This window comes from Hyphomicrobium sp. GJ21 (assembly GCF_001006785.1).
Lineage (GTDB): Bacteria > Pseudomonadota > Alphaproteobacteria > Rhizobiales > Hyphomicrobiaceae > Hyphomicrobium_B.
Window position 1 is genome coordinate 475257 of record NZ_CDHO01000002.1, and the last position, 18491, is coordinate 493747.

15 protein-coding genes are annotated in these 18491 nt (G+C 61.9%); 12 read left to right on the plus strand and 3 right to left on the minus strand.

From position 1 onward, the window contains the following. The first annotated feature begins 151 nt into the window (after window positions 1–151). Window positions 152–2464, plus strand: coding sequence for an MMPL family transporter (locus HYPGJ_RS05235; RefSeq protein ID WP_070104057.1), 2313 nt, complete (start codon window positions 152–154; stop codon window positions 2462–2464). A 72-nt stretch (window positions 2465–2536) separates the two neighbouring features. Then, window positions 2537–2914: a DsrE/DsrF/DrsH-like family protein gene (locus tag HYPGJ_RS05240; RefSeq protein ID WP_013215811.1), complete on the plus strand. Its 378-nt coding sequence runs from the start codon at window positions 2537–2539 to the stop codon at window positions 2912–2914. Here HYPGJ_RS05240 and HYPGJ_RS05245 read toward each other — a convergent pair. After that, complete coding sequence (locus HYPGJ_RS05245; RefSeq protein ID WP_046846196.1) at window positions 2904–3587, minus strand: HAD family hydrolase; 684 nt, start codon at window positions 3585–3587, stop codon at window positions 2904–2906. The two genes, HYPGJ_RS05240 and HYPGJ_RS05245, sit on opposite strands and share 11 nt — an antisense overlap. Before the next feature lie 171 nt (window positions 3588–3758). Here HYPGJ_RS05245 and rpiA point away from each other — a divergent pair, with 171 nt between their 5' ends. From rpiA to gltX, 9 genes are all read left to right on the plus strand, one after another. Next, window positions 3759–4484 (plus strand): ribose-5-phosphate isomerase RpiA, encoded by a 726-nt coding sequence (gene rpiA, locus HYPGJ_RS05250; protein ID WP_046846197.1) that lies wholly within the window; start codon window positions 3759–3761, stop codon window positions 4482–4484. Next, window positions 4484–5002 carry a DUF2059 domain-containing protein gene (locus HYPGJ_RS05255; RefSeq protein WP_046846198.1) on the plus strand — a complete coding sequence of 173 codons (519 nt, stop codon included), beginning with the start codon at window positions 4484–4486 and terminating at the stop codon, window positions 5000–5002. Before rpiA ends, HYPGJ_RS05255 begins: the two co-directional genes overlap by 1 nt. A gap of 16 nt (window positions 5003–5018) precedes the next feature. After that, window positions 5019–6398 (plus strand): glutathione-disulfide reductase, encoded by a 1380-nt coding sequence (gene gor, locus HYPGJ_RS05260; RefSeq protein WP_046846199.1) that lies wholly within the window; start codon window positions 5019–5021, stop codon window positions 6396–6398. A gap of 55 nt (window positions 6399–6453) precedes the next feature. Next, window positions 6454–7209 (plus strand): glucose 1-dehydrogenase, encoded by a 756-nt coding sequence (locus HYPGJ_RS05265; protein ID WP_046846200.1) that lies wholly within the window; start codon window positions 6454–6456, stop codon window positions 7207–7209. 133 nt (window positions 7210–7342) lie between these two features. Beyond that, window positions 7343–8746, plus strand: a complete 1404-nt coding sequence (locus tag HYPGJ_RS05270) for a 3-deoxy-7-phosphoheptulonate synthase class II (protein WP_046846201.1) — start codon at window positions 7343–7345, stop codon at window positions 8744–8746. Window positions 8747–8834: 88 nt separating this feature from the next. Continuing rightward, entirely contained in the window at window positions 8835–8993 is a 159-nt protein-coding gene (locus HYPGJ_RS19310; RefSeq protein WP_200185673.1) for a hypothetical protein, read from the plus strand. Window positions 8994–9168: 175 nt separating this feature from the next. Then, complete coding sequence (locus HYPGJ_RS05275; RefSeq protein WP_046846202.1) at window positions 9169–9582, plus strand: universal stress protein; 414 nt, start codon at window positions 9169–9171, stop codon at window positions 9580–9582. Window positions 9583–9678: 96 nt separating this feature from the next. Continuing rightward, a complete protein-coding gene (locus HYPGJ_RS05280; RefSeq protein WP_046846203.1) occupies window positions 9679–11406 on the plus strand; it encodes an NAD+ synthase in 1728 nt (575 codons plus the stop codon). Window positions 11407–11473: 67 nt separating this feature from the next. Next, a complete protein-coding gene (gene gltX, locus HYPGJ_RS05285; RefSeq protein WP_046846204.1) occupies window positions 11474–12844 on the plus strand; it encodes a glutamate--tRNA ligase in 1371 nt (456 codons plus the stop codon). A 30-nt stretch (window positions 12845–12874) separates the two neighbouring features. Here gltX and HYPGJ_RS05290 read toward each other — a convergent pair whose 3' ends face one another. Continuing rightward, on the minus strand, window positions 12875–14077 hold the full coding sequence (locus HYPGJ_RS05290) for a DUF2865 domain-containing protein (protein ID WP_046846205.1): 1203 nt from the start codon (window positions 14075–14077) through the stop codon (window positions 12875–12877). A gap of 286 nt (window positions 14078–14363) precedes the next feature. On the opposite strand from HYPGJ_RS05290, the gene cysS reads away from it, so the two are divergent. Continuing rightward, window positions 14364–15773, plus strand: a complete 1410-nt coding sequence (gene cysS, locus HYPGJ_RS05295; RefSeq protein ID WP_046846206.1) for a cysteine--tRNA ligase — start codon at window positions 14364–14366, stop codon at window positions 15771–15773. A gap of 741 nt (window positions 15774–16514) precedes the next feature. Here cysS and HYPGJ_RS05300 read toward each other — a convergent pair. Beyond that, entirely contained in the window at window positions 16515–18227 is a 1713-nt protein-coding gene (locus tag HYPGJ_RS05300; RefSeq protein ID WP_046846207.1) for a long-chain fatty acid--CoA ligase, read from the minus strand. Between the last annotated feature and the right edge of the window lie 264 nt (window positions 18228–18491).

Below are 18491 nucleotides of genomic sequence, written 5' to 3' on the forward strand. Positions count from 1 at the left end.
CTTGCGGACGGAAAGCTGTTGTTTGACCGTGGCCCGCTTGCCACGTGCCCTTGCGCTCGCCCGATTCATAGTGCGATGTGCCGAAAAACGTGCGACCGCGGAAGATGCTGATCTACGGTGTCTTTATTCGGGGGTCGCTCGGGAGGAAGGTTTGCAGCTCGAGACGCCGCCACGTCCGTTTCCGATGTCGCTGGGTTTGAATAAGCTGGGCTTGATCGGGCTCCGGATTCCCTGGCTGACCGCGGTTCTCATCCTCCTCATCACCGCGATCGCGGCGACAGGCCTGATGCGGTTGAAGGTCGACGACAGCTTGTCCGAGCTGTTCCGCACCAACACGCCCGAATTCAAGACCTACGAAGAAATCGATCGCCGCTTTCCGTCGAGCGAATACGACGTGCTGGTCGTCGTCGAAGGCGAGAAGCTTTTGACGCATGAAGGCCTCGCCGCGTTCGCAAACGCAGCCGCCGACTTGCAACTTGCCGATGGCGTCGACGGCATCGTCTCGATGCTCTCGGCGCGCGGCAAGCCGGACGCGACCGGCTATGCGCCGCCCGTCGTGCCCGACGATCTGCCCCAGGACAAAGCCGCCTTCGACGCGATCATCTCGGCGCTGAAGAACAACGACATCGTCAAAGGCAAGTTTCTGTCCAATGACGGTCAGCTTGCGTTGATGGTGCTGGCGCTCGATCGTGGCGTCGTTGCCGAAAAATCGGCGAAAACCGTCATCGGCGCGATCGAGCAGGTCGCGAAAGAGGATCTCAATCCCGCCGGTCTTTCGGTCAAGCTCGCCGGTGCGCCGGTGATGCAACTCGAGATCCGCAATTCGGTCGAGCGCGACCAGATCGTCTACAACGGCCTGGGCTTGCTGTTCGGCGCGACGATCGCCGCGATCTTCTTCCGCCGTGTCTCGCTGATGCTGGTCGCCGCCCTGCCGCCGGTCATCGCGGTGATTTGGTCGCTCGGGCTGCTGGGCTGGCTCGGATTTAAGCTCAACCTGTTCCTGAACGTGATGACGCCGCTCATCATGGTGATGGGTTTCGCCGACAGCATGCAGATGGTGTCCGCGATCCGCATTCGGTTGCGTGAGGGCGATACCAAGCTCGAAGCCGTGAAATTCGCGATCAACGTCGTTGGACCCGCGTGCGTGCTGGCGCACGGAGCGGCGCTGCTGTCATTCCTGGCGCTGTTGTTCTCGGAGTCCGGCCTCATCCGCACATTCGGCGAAGCCGGTGCGATGGCGGTCTGCATCTCGTTTGTCGCCGTGATCGTCGTGCTGCCGATGCTGGCGCTGCTGTTCATCCGCAACGAGAAGTCGCTGGCGCGCGAACATTCGCCCGCTGACCGGATGATGGACGCGCTCGGCAACTTCGTCGGCGTCGTCGTCGATCGCGTCGTCAAGCATGCCGTACTTTACACGCTCCTCGGCTTTGCGCTGTTCGGCATCTTTGCGTACCTGCACCTGCAGCTCGAGCCGCGCTATCGCCTCGCCGATCAGGTCCCGGACCGCGAGCAGGCGCTCGCCGCAACCGGCCGCATCGACTCCAAGCTCACCGGCGCCAACCCGTTCCACGTCATGATCCGCTGGAAAAACGGCGCCAGCCTCTACGACCCCACGACCCTCAAGGTCATCGAGGAAACGCACGAGTCGCTGGAGAAGTCGGCAGGCCTCGGCAACGTCTGGTCGCTTGAAAGCCTCAGGCGCTGGCTACGCGAGAATGGCGACGACAACGTCGAGACGATCAAGAAATACGTGGGCCTGCTGCCCGAGCATCTGGTCCGCCGCTTCATCGCCAAGGAGCAGGATGCAGTCCTTGTGACGGGACGGCTGCCTGACGTGGACGCGAGCCAGATTCTGCCAGTGGTTCATAAGGTCGATCAGGCGCTCGACCCGATCCGCGCGCAGTTCCCGCAGTATGAGATTTCCGTGACCGGTCTGCCGGCGCTCGCCGCGCGCAACAGCTACCGCATGATCTCGCAGCTCGACGAGAGCATTCCGCTTTGCGTGCTTGTCGCGGCCGTGCTTCTCGCGATCGCATTCCGCTCGGTCTTCGTGGGATTCATCAGTTTGCTGCCTGGGCTGTTCCCTGTCGTCACGTCGGGCGCATTGCTCTGGTACCTGAATGGCGGATTGGAGTTCGCGTCCGTTGTCGCGCTGCTCGTCGTGTTCGGTCTGGGCGTCGATGCGCTCATTCACTTCTTGAACCGGCTGCGACTTGAAGAAGGACCGGGCGTGTCGCCGGAGGTGGCGATACGCAATGCGCGTGTGCTCGTCGGCCCGGCGATCATCCTGACGACGATCGTGCTCGCCTTCGGCCTCGGCGTGACGGTGTTTTCGGATCTCCCATCGCTTCGACTCTTCGGCTTCGTTTGCGGCGTGACGCTGGTCGCGTCCCTTGTCGCCGACCTCGTGTTTCTGCCAGCGAGCATTCTTGTCTATCGTCGCTATATCAGCCGGCATTTCTGATCGCCGGCGGTTGCGATCCCGGATTAATGAGCGCACTCTGGCGCAGGCGGACTCGCGGGTGAGGCGATCGCTATGACGCAGAAGCTGATCATCATCCTGGCCAACACCGATCCTTGCGACGGCGAGGCGATCGGTGCACCGATCGTCCAGGCGATGGTCGCCGCGACGATGTCATTTCATGTCGAGGTCATCTGCACCGGGACGTCGACAAAACTGCTGAAGTCCGGCGTCGCGGACAAAATCCGCCTCAAATCCGCCGACACGCGCTCGATCCACGACTTCATCAAGGAAGCGCACGCTGCCGGCGTGAGATTTTATTACTGCTCGCAGGGACTCGATCTCGGAGGCCTTCACAAATGCGATCTGATCCCGGAATGCAAAGGGGTCGTCGGTGCGGCGCACCTGATCGAGGCGATCATGTCCCCCGACAGCAAAGTGCTCACGTACTGACGGTCTTTCCTGCGAATTTATCGAGGGCCGCAGTTAAATCCTTATAATCGTCGATGATCGCGTCCGGGCCGTATGACGCGATCGGATCGACGCTGTATCCGAAGCTGACGGCGACGATTGGAACCTGCGCCGCCTTCGCCGTGCGGATGTCCGTTTCGCTGTCGCCGACCATGATCGACGTCGCCGGTCGCCCGCCTGCGCGCGCGATCGTGCCCGTCAGGTGTCGCGGGTCCGGCTTGTAGCTTCCGAGAGTGTCGCGCCCGGTAAGCGCCGAGAAATAGCCGTCGAGATCGAGTTCTTCGAGCACGCGCCGCGCCTGGATTTCGATCTTGTTCGTGCACACCGCAAGCGTCGCGCCGCTGCTGCGCAGCGCTTCGAGCGTCGCAACGACGTTGGGATAGGGGATGCTCCGGTCGGCGATATGTGCGGTGTAGTAGGCGATGAAGACTTCGAAGAGATCGTGAAGCTCGCGTTCCGGCAGCGTCCGGCCGTGCGCTTTGACCGCGCCGTCGATCATCGCGAGCGCGCCATGACCGACGAAGCGCCGGATCTCGAGTTCGTTCACCCGCCCGAGGCCGAGTGTCGACAGGACGTAATTCGTCGCTTCGGCAAGGTCCGGCGCCGTATCCACAAGTGTTCCGTCGAGATCGAAAACGATCGTCCAGTCTTTCATGAACTCTCCTTAGACGGCCGCTATCGAAACGGCGTCATGATCGACATCATTGCGGGTGAGGCATCCGGCTTGGCAGCGTGCAGCTTGAAAGGGTTTCACCGTCAGCCTACAGAAGTCGCGCGAAGTGAGGTCGAAGGGCACGTCATAGCGGTATAACTCGTTGGGGCAGACATGAGCAGCGACGATTGGAAGCGTCAGGCAGCGGAACAAGCCTTGAGCTACGTTGAGGACGGCATGAAGCTCGGCCTTGGCACGGGGTCGACGGCCGCCAAGTTCGTCGAACTTCTCGGCGTAAAAGTGAAAGGCGGCCTTAAAGTCGTCTGCATTCCGACATCCGAGGCGACGCGCGCGCAGGCGGCGGCTTTGGGAATTCCTCTCGCCACCCTCGACGAGCATCCGGCCCTCGATCTGACGGTCGACGGCGCCGACGAGATCGACGAGGAGATGCGTCTGATCAAAGGTGGCGGCGGCGCCCTGTTGCGCGAAAAGATCGTCGCGGTTGCGTCCGACCGGGTCGTGATCATTGCCGACAGCTCGAAGCGCGTCGATGTGCTGGGGCGCTTTCCGCTGCCTATCGAAGTCGTGCCGTTTGGCCTCGCATCGACGCAACGCCTGATCTTTCAGATGGCCACCGACGCCGGTTGCGATGGCGAAATCAAACTGCGCCTGGGCGCGAGCGGTGCCCCCTTCGTGACAGACAATGGCAACTATATTCTCGATTGCTCGTTCGGCGCGATTGACGATCCGGAGGCGCTGGACGACGCTCTGAAGCTCGTTCCGGGCGTCGTCGAAACGGGATTGTTTCTCGGCATCGCCGACGTGGGAATTGTTGCCGGACCGATGGGCGTCGAAGTTCTTTCGGCGGTCGATGCTGATTTCGACGAGGAGAATTCATAATGCGTTCGATCATTGCTGCGATCTGCCTTGCCGTCGCTTTCGCCGTTCCGGCGCTGGCCGACGATGCACAACCGCCCGTCGACCCCGCTCGCGTCGCCGCAGCCCGCGATCTTCTCGAGGTGACGGGCGTCACGCGGCAGATGGACGGCATGGTCGAAGCCATGTCGCGCGGCTTCGCCAAGGGCGCTGGCGCCGAAAATTCGGAAGCGGGCAAGCAGCTTTCGACGCAGTTCGATTCCGGAATGAAAAAGCTTCTGGAATACAAAGATCAAATGATCTCGGACTTTGCCGTGCTTTATGCTCAGACGTTCACGGAAGAGGAAATGAAAACCGTCGCCGATTTCTATCGCTCGGGCGCTGGTGCCAAGTTCATCGCCAAGACGCCGGAGCTGATGCAGAAGGGTGCGACCATCGGCATGAAATACAGCGAGAAGATCGCGGATGAGATGAAAGCAGCCACGCAGCCGTCCCAGCCCGCGACACCGTCCGATCAACCCACCCCGGCGCAGCCGAAATAGAAGCCATTACAGGTTCATGCAGGAATTCGAATACGATCTCTTCGTCATCGGCGCGGGCTCCGGCGGCGTCAGAGCCGCGCGGATCGCGGCGAGCTACGGTTCCCGCGTCGCAATCGCCGAGGAATATCGCGTCGGCGGAACGTGCGTCATTCGCGGATGCGTGCCGAAGAAAATTCTCGTCTATGCCAGCCGCTTTTCCGACGAGTTCGAAAACGCAGCCGGGTTCGGCTGGTCGTTTTCTGAACCGAGCTTCGATTGGCCGTCGCTGATCGCAGCCAAGGACAAGGAAATCGCGCGGCTCGAAGCGGCCTATGGTTCGACGCTCGCGAAGTTCAACGTCGAGGTTTTCGCGGAGCGCGCGACGGTCTCCGGCCCGAACGAGATCGTCCTCGCTTCGGGGCGGAAAATCACCGCGAAATACATCCTCATCGCAACGGGCGGCCGGCCGAACATCGATCCAAAACTGCCCGGCAGAGAGCACGTCATCACCTCCAACGAAGCATTCGACCTGAAGACGATGCCGCGCCGGGTCGTCGTCGCAGGGGGCGGCTATATCGCGGTCGAGTTCGCGTCGATTTTCAACGGCCTTGGCGCCGACGTCACGCTCGTCTATCGCGGCGAGAAAATCCTGCGCGGGTTCGACGAGGACTTGCGCGACGGCCTGACGGCCGCCATGACGAAGCGCGGCATCCGCATCGTCACCGGCCAGGTTTTCACGAAGATCGAAAAATCGGGCGGTGCGCTGGCTGGTCATCTGACCGGTGGCGAAATCCTCGAGGCCGATGCGATCATGTTCGCCATCGGCCGCTCGCCGAATTCGACCGGATTGGGGCTTGAAGCCGCTGGCGTCAAACTCGACGGAGATGGCGCCGTCGTCGTCGACGCAGGATCGCGAACGACCGTGGCGTCGATCTACGCCGTCGGCGACGTCACCAATCGCGTCAATCTCACGCCCGTCGCCATTCGTGAGGGACACGCCTTCGCCGACTCCGTCTTCGGCGGTAAGCCGAAGTCCGTCGACTACAAGATGATCCCGACCGCCGTCTTCGCGACGCCTGAAATCGGAACCGTCGGCTTTTCCGAGCACGAAGCCCGGACGCAATTCGGCGCCGTCGATGTCTATAAGGGCAGCTTCCGGCCGATGAAGTCGATCATCGCGGGCCGGGATGAGCGGATGATGATGAAAGTCATCGTCGAAGCCGCGAGCGACCGCGTCGTCGGCGTCCATCTGCTCGGCCCCGACTCGGCCGAAATTGCGCAAATGGCGGCGATCGCGCTGCGCATGGGCGCGACGAAGTCTGACTTCGATCAAACAATGGCGCTGCATCCATCCGCCGCGGAAGAACTTGTGACCTTGCGCGAAAAATGGGTAGCTCCGGGCGAAGCCGCCGGTTGATCCGAGTCCGACGGAAATCTAAGGGTTCTCCTCGATCCCAGGCAGAGAGGGCGGCATGACACGTCTCAGCGGAAAAATCGCAATCGTCACCGGAGCGGGAATTGGCATCGGCCAGGCGATCGCAAAGCGATTTGCGGCCGAAGGCGCGCATGTCTGGGTCACCGACATCAACGGCGAGACGGCCGAGGAAACCGTTCGCGAGATTAAGGACAAGGGCGGCGCCGCGACGGCGATGGTCGTCGATGTCTCGAAGGGGCAGGATCTGACGGCGCTCGTTCGCAACGTCGAAGTAGCCCACGCCCGCGCCGATATTCTGGTCAATAATGCCGGTATTCTCGTGCGAAGCGAATTGCGCCAGCTGTCGGATGCCGACTGGGACAAGCTGCGCGAAGTGAACGTCGACGCCATTCTGCGCTTGAGCCGCGATGCGCTGCCGTTGCTGCGCAAGGGCCAGAACCCGTCGATCATTAACATCTCGTCGATCATGGCGCATCGTGGCCTGCGTCCGCTGGCGGCGTATACGGCGACGAAGGGTGCGGTGACAGCGCTGACCAAGGGCCTTGCCGTCGAATACGCACCGTTCAGCATCCGCGTGAATTCGATCGCTCCGGGCTATATCGAGACGGCGATCACCAACCGCCTGCTGAAGCTGCCGCCCATCAAGCAGGCCCTCGTCGACAAGACGCCGATGGGACGCCTGGGGCAGCCCGAAGATCTGGTTGGCGCGGCGGTCTTTTTTGCCTCCGACGACAGCCTATATTGCACGGGTGCGGAGCTGTTCGTCGACGGCGGCATGGCAGCTGGGCTCTAAGGTACAATCTCCGCCTGCAACCCAGCTTGCCCGGCTGAGCGTCGCTGGCGTATAAGCCCCAATAAAGCGATACGGAGCGCATTGGCCGGCCGGCCGCGAGGCCCGGCAACCGAACGCTCGCCAGGAGTTCAAGATGGCACCTGCCACACAGTCCGAAAAATGGTCACCCGATAGCTGGCGCACGAAGCCGGTCCAGCAGGTTCCGGATTATCCGGACGCCAAGGCCCTGCAGGACGTCGAGGCTCGTCTCGCAACGTTTCCGCCGCTGGTTTTCGCGGGCGAGGCACGCGACCTCAAAAAGCAGCTTGCGTCGATCGCGCTGGGCAACGGCTTTCTCCTCCAGGGCGGCGATTGCGCCGAAAGCTTCGCCGAGCACCGCGCCGACAACATCCGCGACTTCTTCCGCGTCTTCCTGCAGATGGCGGTCGTGCTGACCTATGCCGGCGGTGAACCGGTGACGAAGGTCGGGCGCATCGCCGGGCAGTTCGCTAAACCGCGCTCGTCGCCGACCGAAAAGAAAAACGGCAGCGAGCTTCCGAGCTATCGCGGCGACATCATCAACGGCACCGAGTTCACGGCGGCGGCGCGCATCCCTGATCCGGTTCGCCAGCTCGAGGCGTATCGCCAGTCGGCGGCAACGCTCAATCTGATCCGCGCCTTCGCGACGGGCGGCTATGCCGATCTCGAGCGCGTGCATCAGTGGAACATGGGCTTTGTCAAGGATAGCCCGCAGGGTCACCGCTATCAGGAGCTTGCCGACCACATCGCCGAGACGCTGCAGTTCATGCGCGCGTGCGGCATCACGTCGGAAAACACGCCGCAACTTCGCGCGACGAATTTCTACACGAGCCACGAGGCGCTGCTGCTCGGATACGAGCAGGCGCTGACGCGCAAGGATTCGACTAGCGGCGACTGGTACGCAACCAGTGGCCACATGATCTGGATCGGCGACCGCACGCGTCAGCCGGATCACGCGCATATCGAGTACTGCCGCGGCATCAAAAATCCGATCGGATTGAAATGCGGTCCTTCGCTTGAGCCCGACGGTCTGCTGCGGCTGATCGATCTGCTCAATCCGAAGGACGAGCCGGGCCGCCTGACGCTCATCTGCCGCTTCGGCTACGACAAGGTCGAAGCGCATCTGCCGAAGCTCATCCGCGCCGTGAAGAAAGCTGGCCGCACGGTTCTCTGGTCCTGCGATCCGATGCACGGCAACACGATCTCGGCCGTCAACGGCTACAAGACCCGGCCGTTCGATCGCATCCTCAAGGAGAGCCTGTCGTTCTTCGAGGTGCATCGCGCCGAAGGCTCGCATGCCGGTGGCATTCACGTCGAAATGACGGGCCAGAACGTGACCGAATGCACGGGCGGCGCGACGGCAATCTCCGAACAGGATCTGTCGGATCGCTATCACACGCATTGCGATCCGCGCCTCAACGCCGATCAGGCGCTGGAGCTGGCGTTCCTGGTTGCCGAGCAGCTGAAGAAAGAACGCGCAGCCGATGCGCGGCTCGAGCCGAGAACGCTCATCGCTTGAGACCAAGGTCGCCGGCCGTGTGCATATCGGCCGGCGATGCGTCTGTCTTGGGTGCGGTGCACACATCGCGCCGACTGGGAGCGCAAGCATGCTTCGCATCGTCTTGGCATTCGCATGCATCGTCCACGTATCGGGCCCCGTCGCCGCGCAAAAGAAACCCACGCTTGCGCAACAGGTGCATCCCTCGGAAATTTGCTGGGAGCCCGATATCGAGTTTCCCGTGCCCTGCGATGAGGACGACGATTAACCTATCGTCATGCACGTTTTCGCTTAAGCGGCAGGTTCCGCCGTGTGCGGAGTTCTTTCCAGCTGGTAAAATCGCATTCCGAAAAGTAAAGTGACGCGCCGCCCGTTGACTTAGGACAATGGCATACGGTTCAGCGCTCCATAACGTTTTCCACGGTCATACCAGTGAGGAAATCATGGTTCATAAAATTCTCTGTGCAGTCGATGGCACGTCTCATTCCGATAAGGCAGTCCAGTTTGCGGCGGAGCTCGCAAGCAAGCTCGGCTCGAAGCTGACGATCGCTTCGGTCAACGTGATGATCGGCGGAGCCCGCAGCGGCGCGATGTATCTCAAGGAAGATCGCGACGTGCAGCAGGCGCTCGACGCAGCGGCAAAAGCGGCAGCAGCTGGCGGTGCCAAGGACGTAGCCACGGCCTACCTGCGCAGCCGTGAAGCGGCAGCGGGTGTCGTCGCATATGCCGAGCAAGAGGACTTCGATATCATTGTTACCGGAACGGGTGACAAGCACGGACTGTCGCGTCTTGTGCTCGGATCTGTCGCTGCGGACATCGCTGGCCGGGCGCATTGTACGGTCATCATCGCGCGTTAAAGCGTGACAACACTGACCTTGAAGCGGCATAAGACGGATATCGGCGCGCCCTAGAGTCATGGCGCGCCGACACTTTCTTGAGGATCCGGCCGCCGCATGCGTATTGCACTTGCTCAACTCAACGCGACCGTTGGAGATCTCGCCGGCAACGCGCGCCGCGCTGCCGAAGCGCACGCCAAAGCCGCTGAGCTCAGCGCCGACGTCATCGTTTTCCCGGAACTTTTTCTGAACGGGTATCCGCCCGAAGACCTCGTCCTGAAGCCGGCATTCCAGGACGCGACTCGCGCCGAGCTCGAGCGCCTCGCCACGGCGTGCGCCGAAGGTCCGGCCATTCTGATCGGCACGATCTGGCGCAAGGACGGCAAGGTCTATAATGCCGTCGCGCTGCTCGATCGCGGCCGCATCGAAGCCATCACGGCGAAGGCCGAGCTTCCGAACTACGGCGTGTTCGACGAAAAGCGCGTCTTCGCCTCGGGCCCGATGCCGGGGCCGCTCAACGTGCGCGGGGTGCGCATCGGTGTTCCGATCTGCGAGGACATCTGGACGCCGGAAGCCGTCGAGACGCTGGCCGAGACCGGAGCCGAGATCATCATCTCGCCCAATGGCTCGCCGTTCGACTGGCACAAGCCCGATACGCGCATGAACATCGCCGTCGCGCGCGTAACGGAAAGCGGTTTGCCGCTCGCGTATTTGAATCAGGTCGGCGGTCAGGACGAACTCGTCTTCGACGGCGCCTCGTTCGTTTTGAATGGCGATCGCAGTCTCGCCTTGCAGCTTCCGGCCTGGCGCGAAGCCCTCGTGGTGACGGAATGGCAGCACACGCCGTCGGGATGGCGGTGTCAGTCGGGTGAAGTGGCGAAGCTCGCCGAAGGCTCGGCCGCAGCTTACGACGCTTGTGTTCTCGGCCTCCGCGATTACGTCGACAAGAATGCATTCCCCGGCGTCGTGCTCGGATTGTCGGGTGGCATCGATTCCGCCCTCGTTGCCGCGATCGCGGTGGATGCGCTCGGTCCGGATCGCGTCCACGCGGTGATGTTGCCGTCGAAATTCACGTCCGATGACAGCCTGCAGGACGCGGCCGAATGTGCCAAGGCGCTCGGCATCCGCTACGACAAGGTTTCGATCGAGCCGGCCGTCGCCGGTCTGACCTGGAGCCTCAAGGATCTCTTCGCAGGCACGAACTCCGACATCACGGAAGAAAACCTGCAAAGCCGCGTACGTGGTACGATCCTGATGGCGATTTCGAACAAGTTCGGCGCCATGCTCGTCACGACCGGCAACAAGAGCGAAATGTCCGTCGGGTACGCGACGCTCTACGGCGACATGAACGGCGGCTTCAACCCGATCAAGGATCTCTACAAGACGGAGGTCTATGCGCTGTCACGTTGGCGCAATGAGCAGCGCCCCGATGGCGCGTTCGGGCCGCAGGGCATCGTCATTCCGGAACGCATCCTGACCAAGGCGCCGACCGCTGAATTGCGCGCCAATCAGACCGATCAGGATTCGCTGCCGCCCTATGATGCGCTCGACGATATTCTCGTCAGCCTCGTCGAAAAGGAAATGCCGGTCGCCGCTGTGATCGCCCGCGGCCACACTCTCGAAACCGTCAAGAAGGTCGAGCGGCTGCTTTATCTCGCCGAATACAAGCGTCGCCAGGCCGCGCCCGGCGTCAAGATTTCCTCGCGCAACTTCGGCCGCGACCGCCGCTATCCGATCACCAACCGGTTCCGGGAGGACGTTCCCTCTGAGAAGCCGGAAAGGACGGCTTCCGCCGAACCCGGGACAAGGGACGGCGCACGGACACATCCAAACGTCGCAAAATAATCAGCCCGCCCTTGCCATCTGACAGCCGGCCGGTAGGGTGCAGCGCGTTCAAACCTGAGACAATCGAATGAAACCGCGCGTCCGCTTCGCTCCGAGCCCCACAGGCCGCCTGCACATCGGCAACATCCGAACTGCGGCACTGAACTGGCTCTATGCGAGAAAGCACGGCGGCCATTTTCTGCTTCGACTCGATGATACTGACACTGCGCGTTCGACCGACGAGTTCGCGCAGGCCATCCGCGACGATCTCGAATGGCTCGGCCTGACGTGGGACGCGGATGCCCGTCAGCAGGACCGGACCGCGCGCTATGACTCGATGGCCGCGGCGTTCAAGGCCAGCGGTGTGCTTTATCCTGCCTTCGAAACTGAGGAAGAACTCGACCGGCGGCGCAAGCGTCAGCTGGCGATGCACCGCCCCCCGATCTACGACCGCGCCGCGCTGAAACTGTCCGAGTCAGAGATCGCGGAAAAAATCGCCGAAGGACGAAAGCCGCACTGGCGCTTTCGTCTGCCGAATACCGCGAATGGAACCGGGCTCGTGCCGCAGCCGACGCTCGTCTCCTGGAACGATTTGATCCGAGGCGACCAGACGGTCGATCTCGGCTCGCTGTCCGATCCGGTTCTGATCCGCGAGGATGGAACTTATCTCTACACGTTCACCAGCGTCATCGACGACATCGACTTCGGCATCACGCATATCGTGCGCGGCGAGGATCACGTCACGAATACCGGCGTACAGCTGGCGCTGTTCGAAGCGGCGGGCGCAACGCCGCCAGCCTTCGGGCATCACTCGCTGCTCATCGGCGCCGACGGTCAGGCCTTGTCGAAACGTCTCGGCGCGCTGTCGGTGCAGAGTTTCCGCGATCTCGGACTTGAACCGATGGCGGTGCTGAGCCACGCCGCGCTGGTCGGAACCTCCGACGCCATCGAGCCGCTCGCCTCGCGCGACGCGCTCGCCGAAAAGCTCGACTTCGAAAAGATTTCAACGGCCCCCGGCCGCTTCGATGTCGAAGAGCTCAAGTCCCTCAACGGCAAACTGCTGCACATGCTCGACTATGGCGACGTTGCCGAACGGCTTCACGCGCTCGGCGTCACAGGCGGCGAGACGTTCTGGAATGCCGTGCGCGGGAACCTCGAAGTATTGAGCGACGCGCGGCTGTGGTGGGATGTCGTCACCAGCGACATCGAGCCGGTCATCGAAGACGCGAAAATGACGGTCGCGGCCGCCGACGCGTTGCCGTCGGAACCGTGGAGCGAGAACACGTGGTCGGAGTGGACGGCTGCCGTCAAATCGCGGACTGGAGCGAAGGGCAAGGCGCTGTTTCATCCGCTGCGGCTTGCGCTGACGGGACGCGAGTCAGGTCCCGAGCTGAAATCGCTTCTGCCGTTGATCGGACGGGACCGCGTGTTGGCCCGCCTCGAAGGCAAGCGCGCCTAGCCAGAACTTCCGACGATCCCTGCGGCGCGCCTAGTGCTGCGATTGCGTTTGCCAGCCGCCGCTGTCGGCCGGTGCCGGGGCCGCCGCTGCTGCCGACTGCGCCGCCATCGCACGAGCGTCATATCCTGACGCGTCGCCTGCGCGCGGTTGTGGCGCCGATTGGCCCGGCGCGATCTCGGCTTTCTTCGGCGCTGAACCATCGGCCGGGACATACTCCGCCAATTTGCACGAGCAGCCTTTGACGACTTCCTTGCGATAGCGGAATGCGAACTTGAGCTTGTTGTAGGCTTCCTGCGAGCGGAGCGCGACGGCCTGGTCGATCGAGCCGCCGGGGTTGGGATAATAGTAAAGCTCGGCCGGGGCCGCGCACTTCGACGAGCAGGCATCCGCATCTTGCGGGAAGTGGCTCGGCAGCGTCGAAAAACTCATCGGAAAATAATAGCCGTCGCAGAGGCGCACGCACACCGTTCGGTACGTCTGCGCGCCGTTCGATGCGCGCGGCGACCATGTGCTGCCGCCGCTCGATTCTTCATCCTCCCACATGCCGTCGCTGCGCCGCCGCGCCATGTCGACGTAGTTCGCGCCGCAGTTGTTGCGCGCGAGTTCGCGGATGATGTCGTCCTGATACGAATGCCCCGACGAGCCGAGAATGTCCTGCCGTCGCGCATCGAGTTCGGAGAGCTTCCGCTTCGACGCATCGACCTGCCGCGAGAGGTCTTTGCACTGAGGCGTGTTGCGCAGCGATTTCGTGAACAGGAAATATTCGTAGCAGCCGCGGTCGAGCTGCGCTTTGCCGCTGTCGACGGCGCGCTCCATCGCCCGGATCTCGTTTTCGATGCCCGGCAGCGCATCGCGCGACTGTCCGTTCTTCTGACCCTCTTGCACGAGGCGTTGCTCAAGCTGGAAGCAGATCGGATTCTTTTGCGACCAGTTGCCGGCCGACGGCGCAGGAGCCGGAGCAGGGCTCGACGGCGATCGCGGCGCGCCGGGTTGTGGCGGCGCCATCGGCGGCGGGGCATCCTGCGGCATAGGTGCGGGGACGGCGTCGGGCTGGCGATAAACCGGTTCGCGCGGCATCGGCGGGCGCTCGGGACGTTCGTCGTCACCACCGCCGAACGGCCACCAGCCCTGCGCCGAAGCCGGGCCCGGAGCGGCCACCGACACGAGCGCCAGCGCCGTGAGCGCCAGCATCAGGCGCCGGCCGAAAATTCCGATGGATCCCGCTTGGCTCACGCCAGCCTCTCGAACCTGAGTGAAACGAATCTGCGCACAGCTGATCACGCCTAATCCCAAGATAAGGCGCAGTTTTGAAGCCTTAAACGCCGATTTGCTAGCCGGTCAATGCGGAGCAATTGCGACCGCGCCATTTTTCCGAACGCATTCAGAACCTTGACGCGAGCGGGCAAATCGCTAAGGCGCTGGGCGGAAGATATCCCCACGCCACCGCCCTGTGCCATACTTCGCGCCGGACCGCCCGGCGCGGTCTGACGCAGACGAAAAAGACGGACGAGGTCGAGACTTGGCTCTGAAGCTCTACAACACGTTGACACGGCAGAAGGCCGAATTCGCGCCGATCGATCCCAACAACGTCCGCATGTATGTGTGCGGCCCGACGGTCTACGATTATGCCCACATCGGCAACGCCCGGCCCGTCATCGTGTTCGACGTGCTGTTCCGCCTGCTGCGCCATGTCTATGGGGCCGATCACGTCACCTACGTCCGCAACATCACCGACGTCGACGACAAGATCAACGCGCGGGCGGCGCGCGACTATCCGGACCTGCCTCTGAACGACGCGATCCGCAAAGTCACCGAGGCGACCGAGAAGCAGTTTCACGACGACATTGCCGCGCTCGGCGTTCTGCCGCCAACCTTCGAGCCGCGCGCGACCGAATACATCCGCCGCGACGACGGCCGCGAGACGATGGTGTCGCTGATCGAAGCGCTTGTTCAGCGCGGCAACGCCTACGTCGCGGAAGATCACGTGCTGTTCGACGTCGCGTCGATGCCGGACTATGGCCGCCTTTCAAACCGCTCGCTGGACGAGATGGAAGCGGGCGCCCGCGTCGAAGTCGCGCCGTACAAAAAAGGCCCGATGGATTTCGTGCTCTGGAAGCCGTCGAAGCCCGGCGAGCCGGCGTGGCCGAGCCCGTGCGGAATTGCGACGCCGGGCCGTCCGGGATGGCATATCGAATGCTCGGCGATGGCGGGCGCACTGCTCGGCCCGGAGTTCGACATTCACGGCGGCGGCATCGATCTGACGTTTCCGCACCACGAGAACGAAATTGCGCAATCGCGCTGTGCCCACGGCACGCCGTTCATGGCAAACGTCTGGATGCACAACGGCTTCCTGCAGGTCGAAGGCGAGAAGATGTCGAAATCCCTCGGCAACTTCGTCACGATCAATGAATTGCTGAGCGACGGCTGGCCGGGTGAGGTATTGCGCTTCAACATGCTGCGCACGCACTATCGCCAGCCGATCGACTGGACGAAGAAGGGGCTGGAAGAAAGCCAGAAAATCCTGTCCGGCTGGTTCTCGCAAAACGATTTGAGTACGGATGATCGGGCGGAGCTTTCACCCGCGTTTCTCGATGCGCTTGCGGACGATCTCAATACGCCGAAAGCCATCGCCGAGCTTCACGGATTTGCGGCGGCGAAAGATACGACGAAACTTCGCGCTGCGTTGGGCTTCCTTGGCTTCGATGGCGCAACACTTAAAAAGGCGGACGCACGTGCCGCCGAAACTGCGCAGTCTGTCGCCTCCAAAGTCGAGCCGTTGATCATCGCGCGCCTCGATGCGCGCAAGCGCAAGGACTTCGCCGAGTCGGACCGCATCCGCGACGAACTCGCGAAAATGGGCATTTCGCTGAAAGACACAAAGAACAAGGAAACCGGCGAAATCGAAACCACCTGGGAAGTCGCGAGGTAGGGAAGAGGTTTTAGGGAATAGCGTCGGAACTTGTTTCGAATTCGCTGCAACAACGTCATGGCCGCGAAGGCGGCCATCCACGACAGGTTCGCGTTACGCACATAGGCGGCGCACTGAACATCTGTCGCGAACTGCGTCTGCGGTGTTGCTTTCGCGTATGTGGCTAGTGCTGCCGACAATCCTTCACCGAGCCGATATTCTCTAGATTTGTCGTAGATGGCCGCCGTCTCGGCCATAACGGGAAGAGGGTGTATTGACGTCCCGAGTCCTAGTCGCGCCCCTGATCAAAAATCAAAAATCAAAAATCAAAAATCAAAAATCAAAAATCAAAAATCAAAAATCCAAAATCCAAACACTAAAACCTAAAGCCCAGCCTCACATTCAGGAATTTGCGGCCGCGCCACTTCACCCCTCCCCTTGACGGGGAGGGGTCGGGGGTGGGGTGAAGGGCTTGGCGAATTCTAAGAGGCAACGTTCAATTGGCGCGGTTCGGATCGCGTTGGTCGCACCGCGAATATCGCGCCTGGACATTTACCCCACCCCTAACCCCTCCCCGCAAGGGGGAGGGGAATTGAGAGATGGCGCATTTGGCGCTTCGCTTTCCAAGCTGAGCGTATTTCAGAGACCAGAAGAGAGAAATCTTTCCAGGGGAGGGAAGTGGATCTACGGTGCTTGTCTCGCGCAAGGGCCAGGAGAACACGGGCATCGCCCATGTTTTTCTAATCCCCCAGTCCCTAAAACCTATTCCCTCTTCTTCCGTTCTTCCGCGACAAGCTCCTTCTTCGACAGCTTGCCGATCATTGTCTTCGGCAGGGCGTCGCGGAACTCGATCTGAGCCGGTAGCTCGATCTTCGAAATCTTGGTTTCGAGATGCTTTTGAATGTCGGCGGCCGTCGCCGTCATGCCGGCCTTCAGTTTGATGAAGGCCTTTGGCGCTTCGCCGCGGTAATCGTCGGGAATCCCGATCACCGTCACTTCCTCGACGGCCGGATGCTGATAGATCGCATCCTCGATACGGCGCGGGTAGACGTTGTAGCCCGAGCAGATGATCAGATCCTTGATCCGGTCGACGATCGAGAAATAGCCGTTCTTGTCCATGATCGCGACGTCGCCGGTGCGCAGGAAATCGCCGACGAACTGCTTCGCCGTTTCCTCGGGCTTTTTCCAGTAGCCCTTCATGACCTGCGGACCCTTGGCGCAGAGTTCGCCACGCTCGCCCTGCGGAACCTCTTTCGTCGGATCGTCGAGATCGCGTAGCGAGATGATCGTGCCCGGAAGCGGCGGCCCAATGGAGCCCGCGACGGGCTCCATGTGCACCGGGTTGCACGTCAGCACGGGCGACGCCTCCGAAAGCCCATAGCCTTCGACCACCTTCGAACCCGAAACCTCCTCGAACTGCAGCTTCACCTCGATGGGGAGCGGCGCGCCGCCCGACAGGCAGAAACGCAACGACGAAACGTCGTAGGACTTGAACTTCGGGTAATGCAGCATCGCCGTCAGAATGGTCGGCACGGCGGGGAGCACGGTCGGCTTCTCGCGGTCGATCAGCTTCAGCGCCTCGATGAGCCTGAAGCGTGGGATGAGGATGATCTTGGCTGCAAGCTCGACCGCCATGTTCATCACGACCGTCATTGCGAAGACGTGGAACAGCGGCAGCGCGCCCAGAATGCTTTCCTCGCCCGGCTTGAGGTTGACGCCCCAGGCCATGATCTGGGCCGTGTTGGCGGTGAGGTTGGCATGCGTCAGCATCGCGCCCTTGGGCGTGCCGGTCGTGCCGCCGGTGTATTGCAGCACCGCCACGTCCTCGTCGGCATTGATGGCGACCGGCGTCGGCGGTTCGCTGGTGGCGGAAAGCCTCGCCCCGTCGATCACCTTATCCGCCGCCCGCGACCCCGCGACGTTGGCGATGTCGCCGCGCTTGAAGATCGAGAACAGCAGCCCCTTGAGCGGCGGCAGGACGCTCCGGAACGGCACGACGATGGTGCGTGCGACGACACCCCGCAGCATGAGCTCTTCGAGCTTTGGGAATAGCGCGGCGAGGTCATGCGTCACCATCACTTCGGTTTCGCTGTCCCGCGCCTGAAATGTAAGCTCTTCGAGAGTATAAAGCGGGTTGAAATTAACAACCGTGCCGCCGGCCTTGAGTATTGCGTAATAATAAACAATGAAGGTCGGGGTGTTCGGAAGAAATAGACCGACTTTGGTGCCACGGCCGATCCCGGATTTCTGCAATCCGGCCGTGACGCGGTCGACCTCGGCAGCGAGTTCTGCGTAGGATGTCGTGCGGCCAAGAAAGCTGATGGCCGGGTTATGAGGGAAGCGGCGGAGGGCACGTTCCAGCAGTTCCGGCACCGGACCCGTCGAAATTGGCATGAACCAGTCGATTTCCGGCGGATACGAGGCAATCCAGGGCGGATTGGGAGACCCAGGTGGCTGGGTTGCTTCGGGCGTCATGGTCGTCCGATCGTTCAGTGCTGGAACAGGTCGCTTTCGGCCGATTCCGGCCTAAGAGTCGCAACCTGGAGTGAACTACTTTTGTTGAGTAAAGGCTAGCCGCCGCCGTTATTGCAGCACTTAGAAAATCGGCATTTGAACAGGGAGTTCAGCTGATCTCAGGCAAGGAGGAGGCCGCCCGCGACCGTCCGCGGCTGGACTTGGCGGACGTTTAAGGATAAGTGACCCCCCCGCTTGCTGATGTAGTGGTCTTGATTTAGGTAG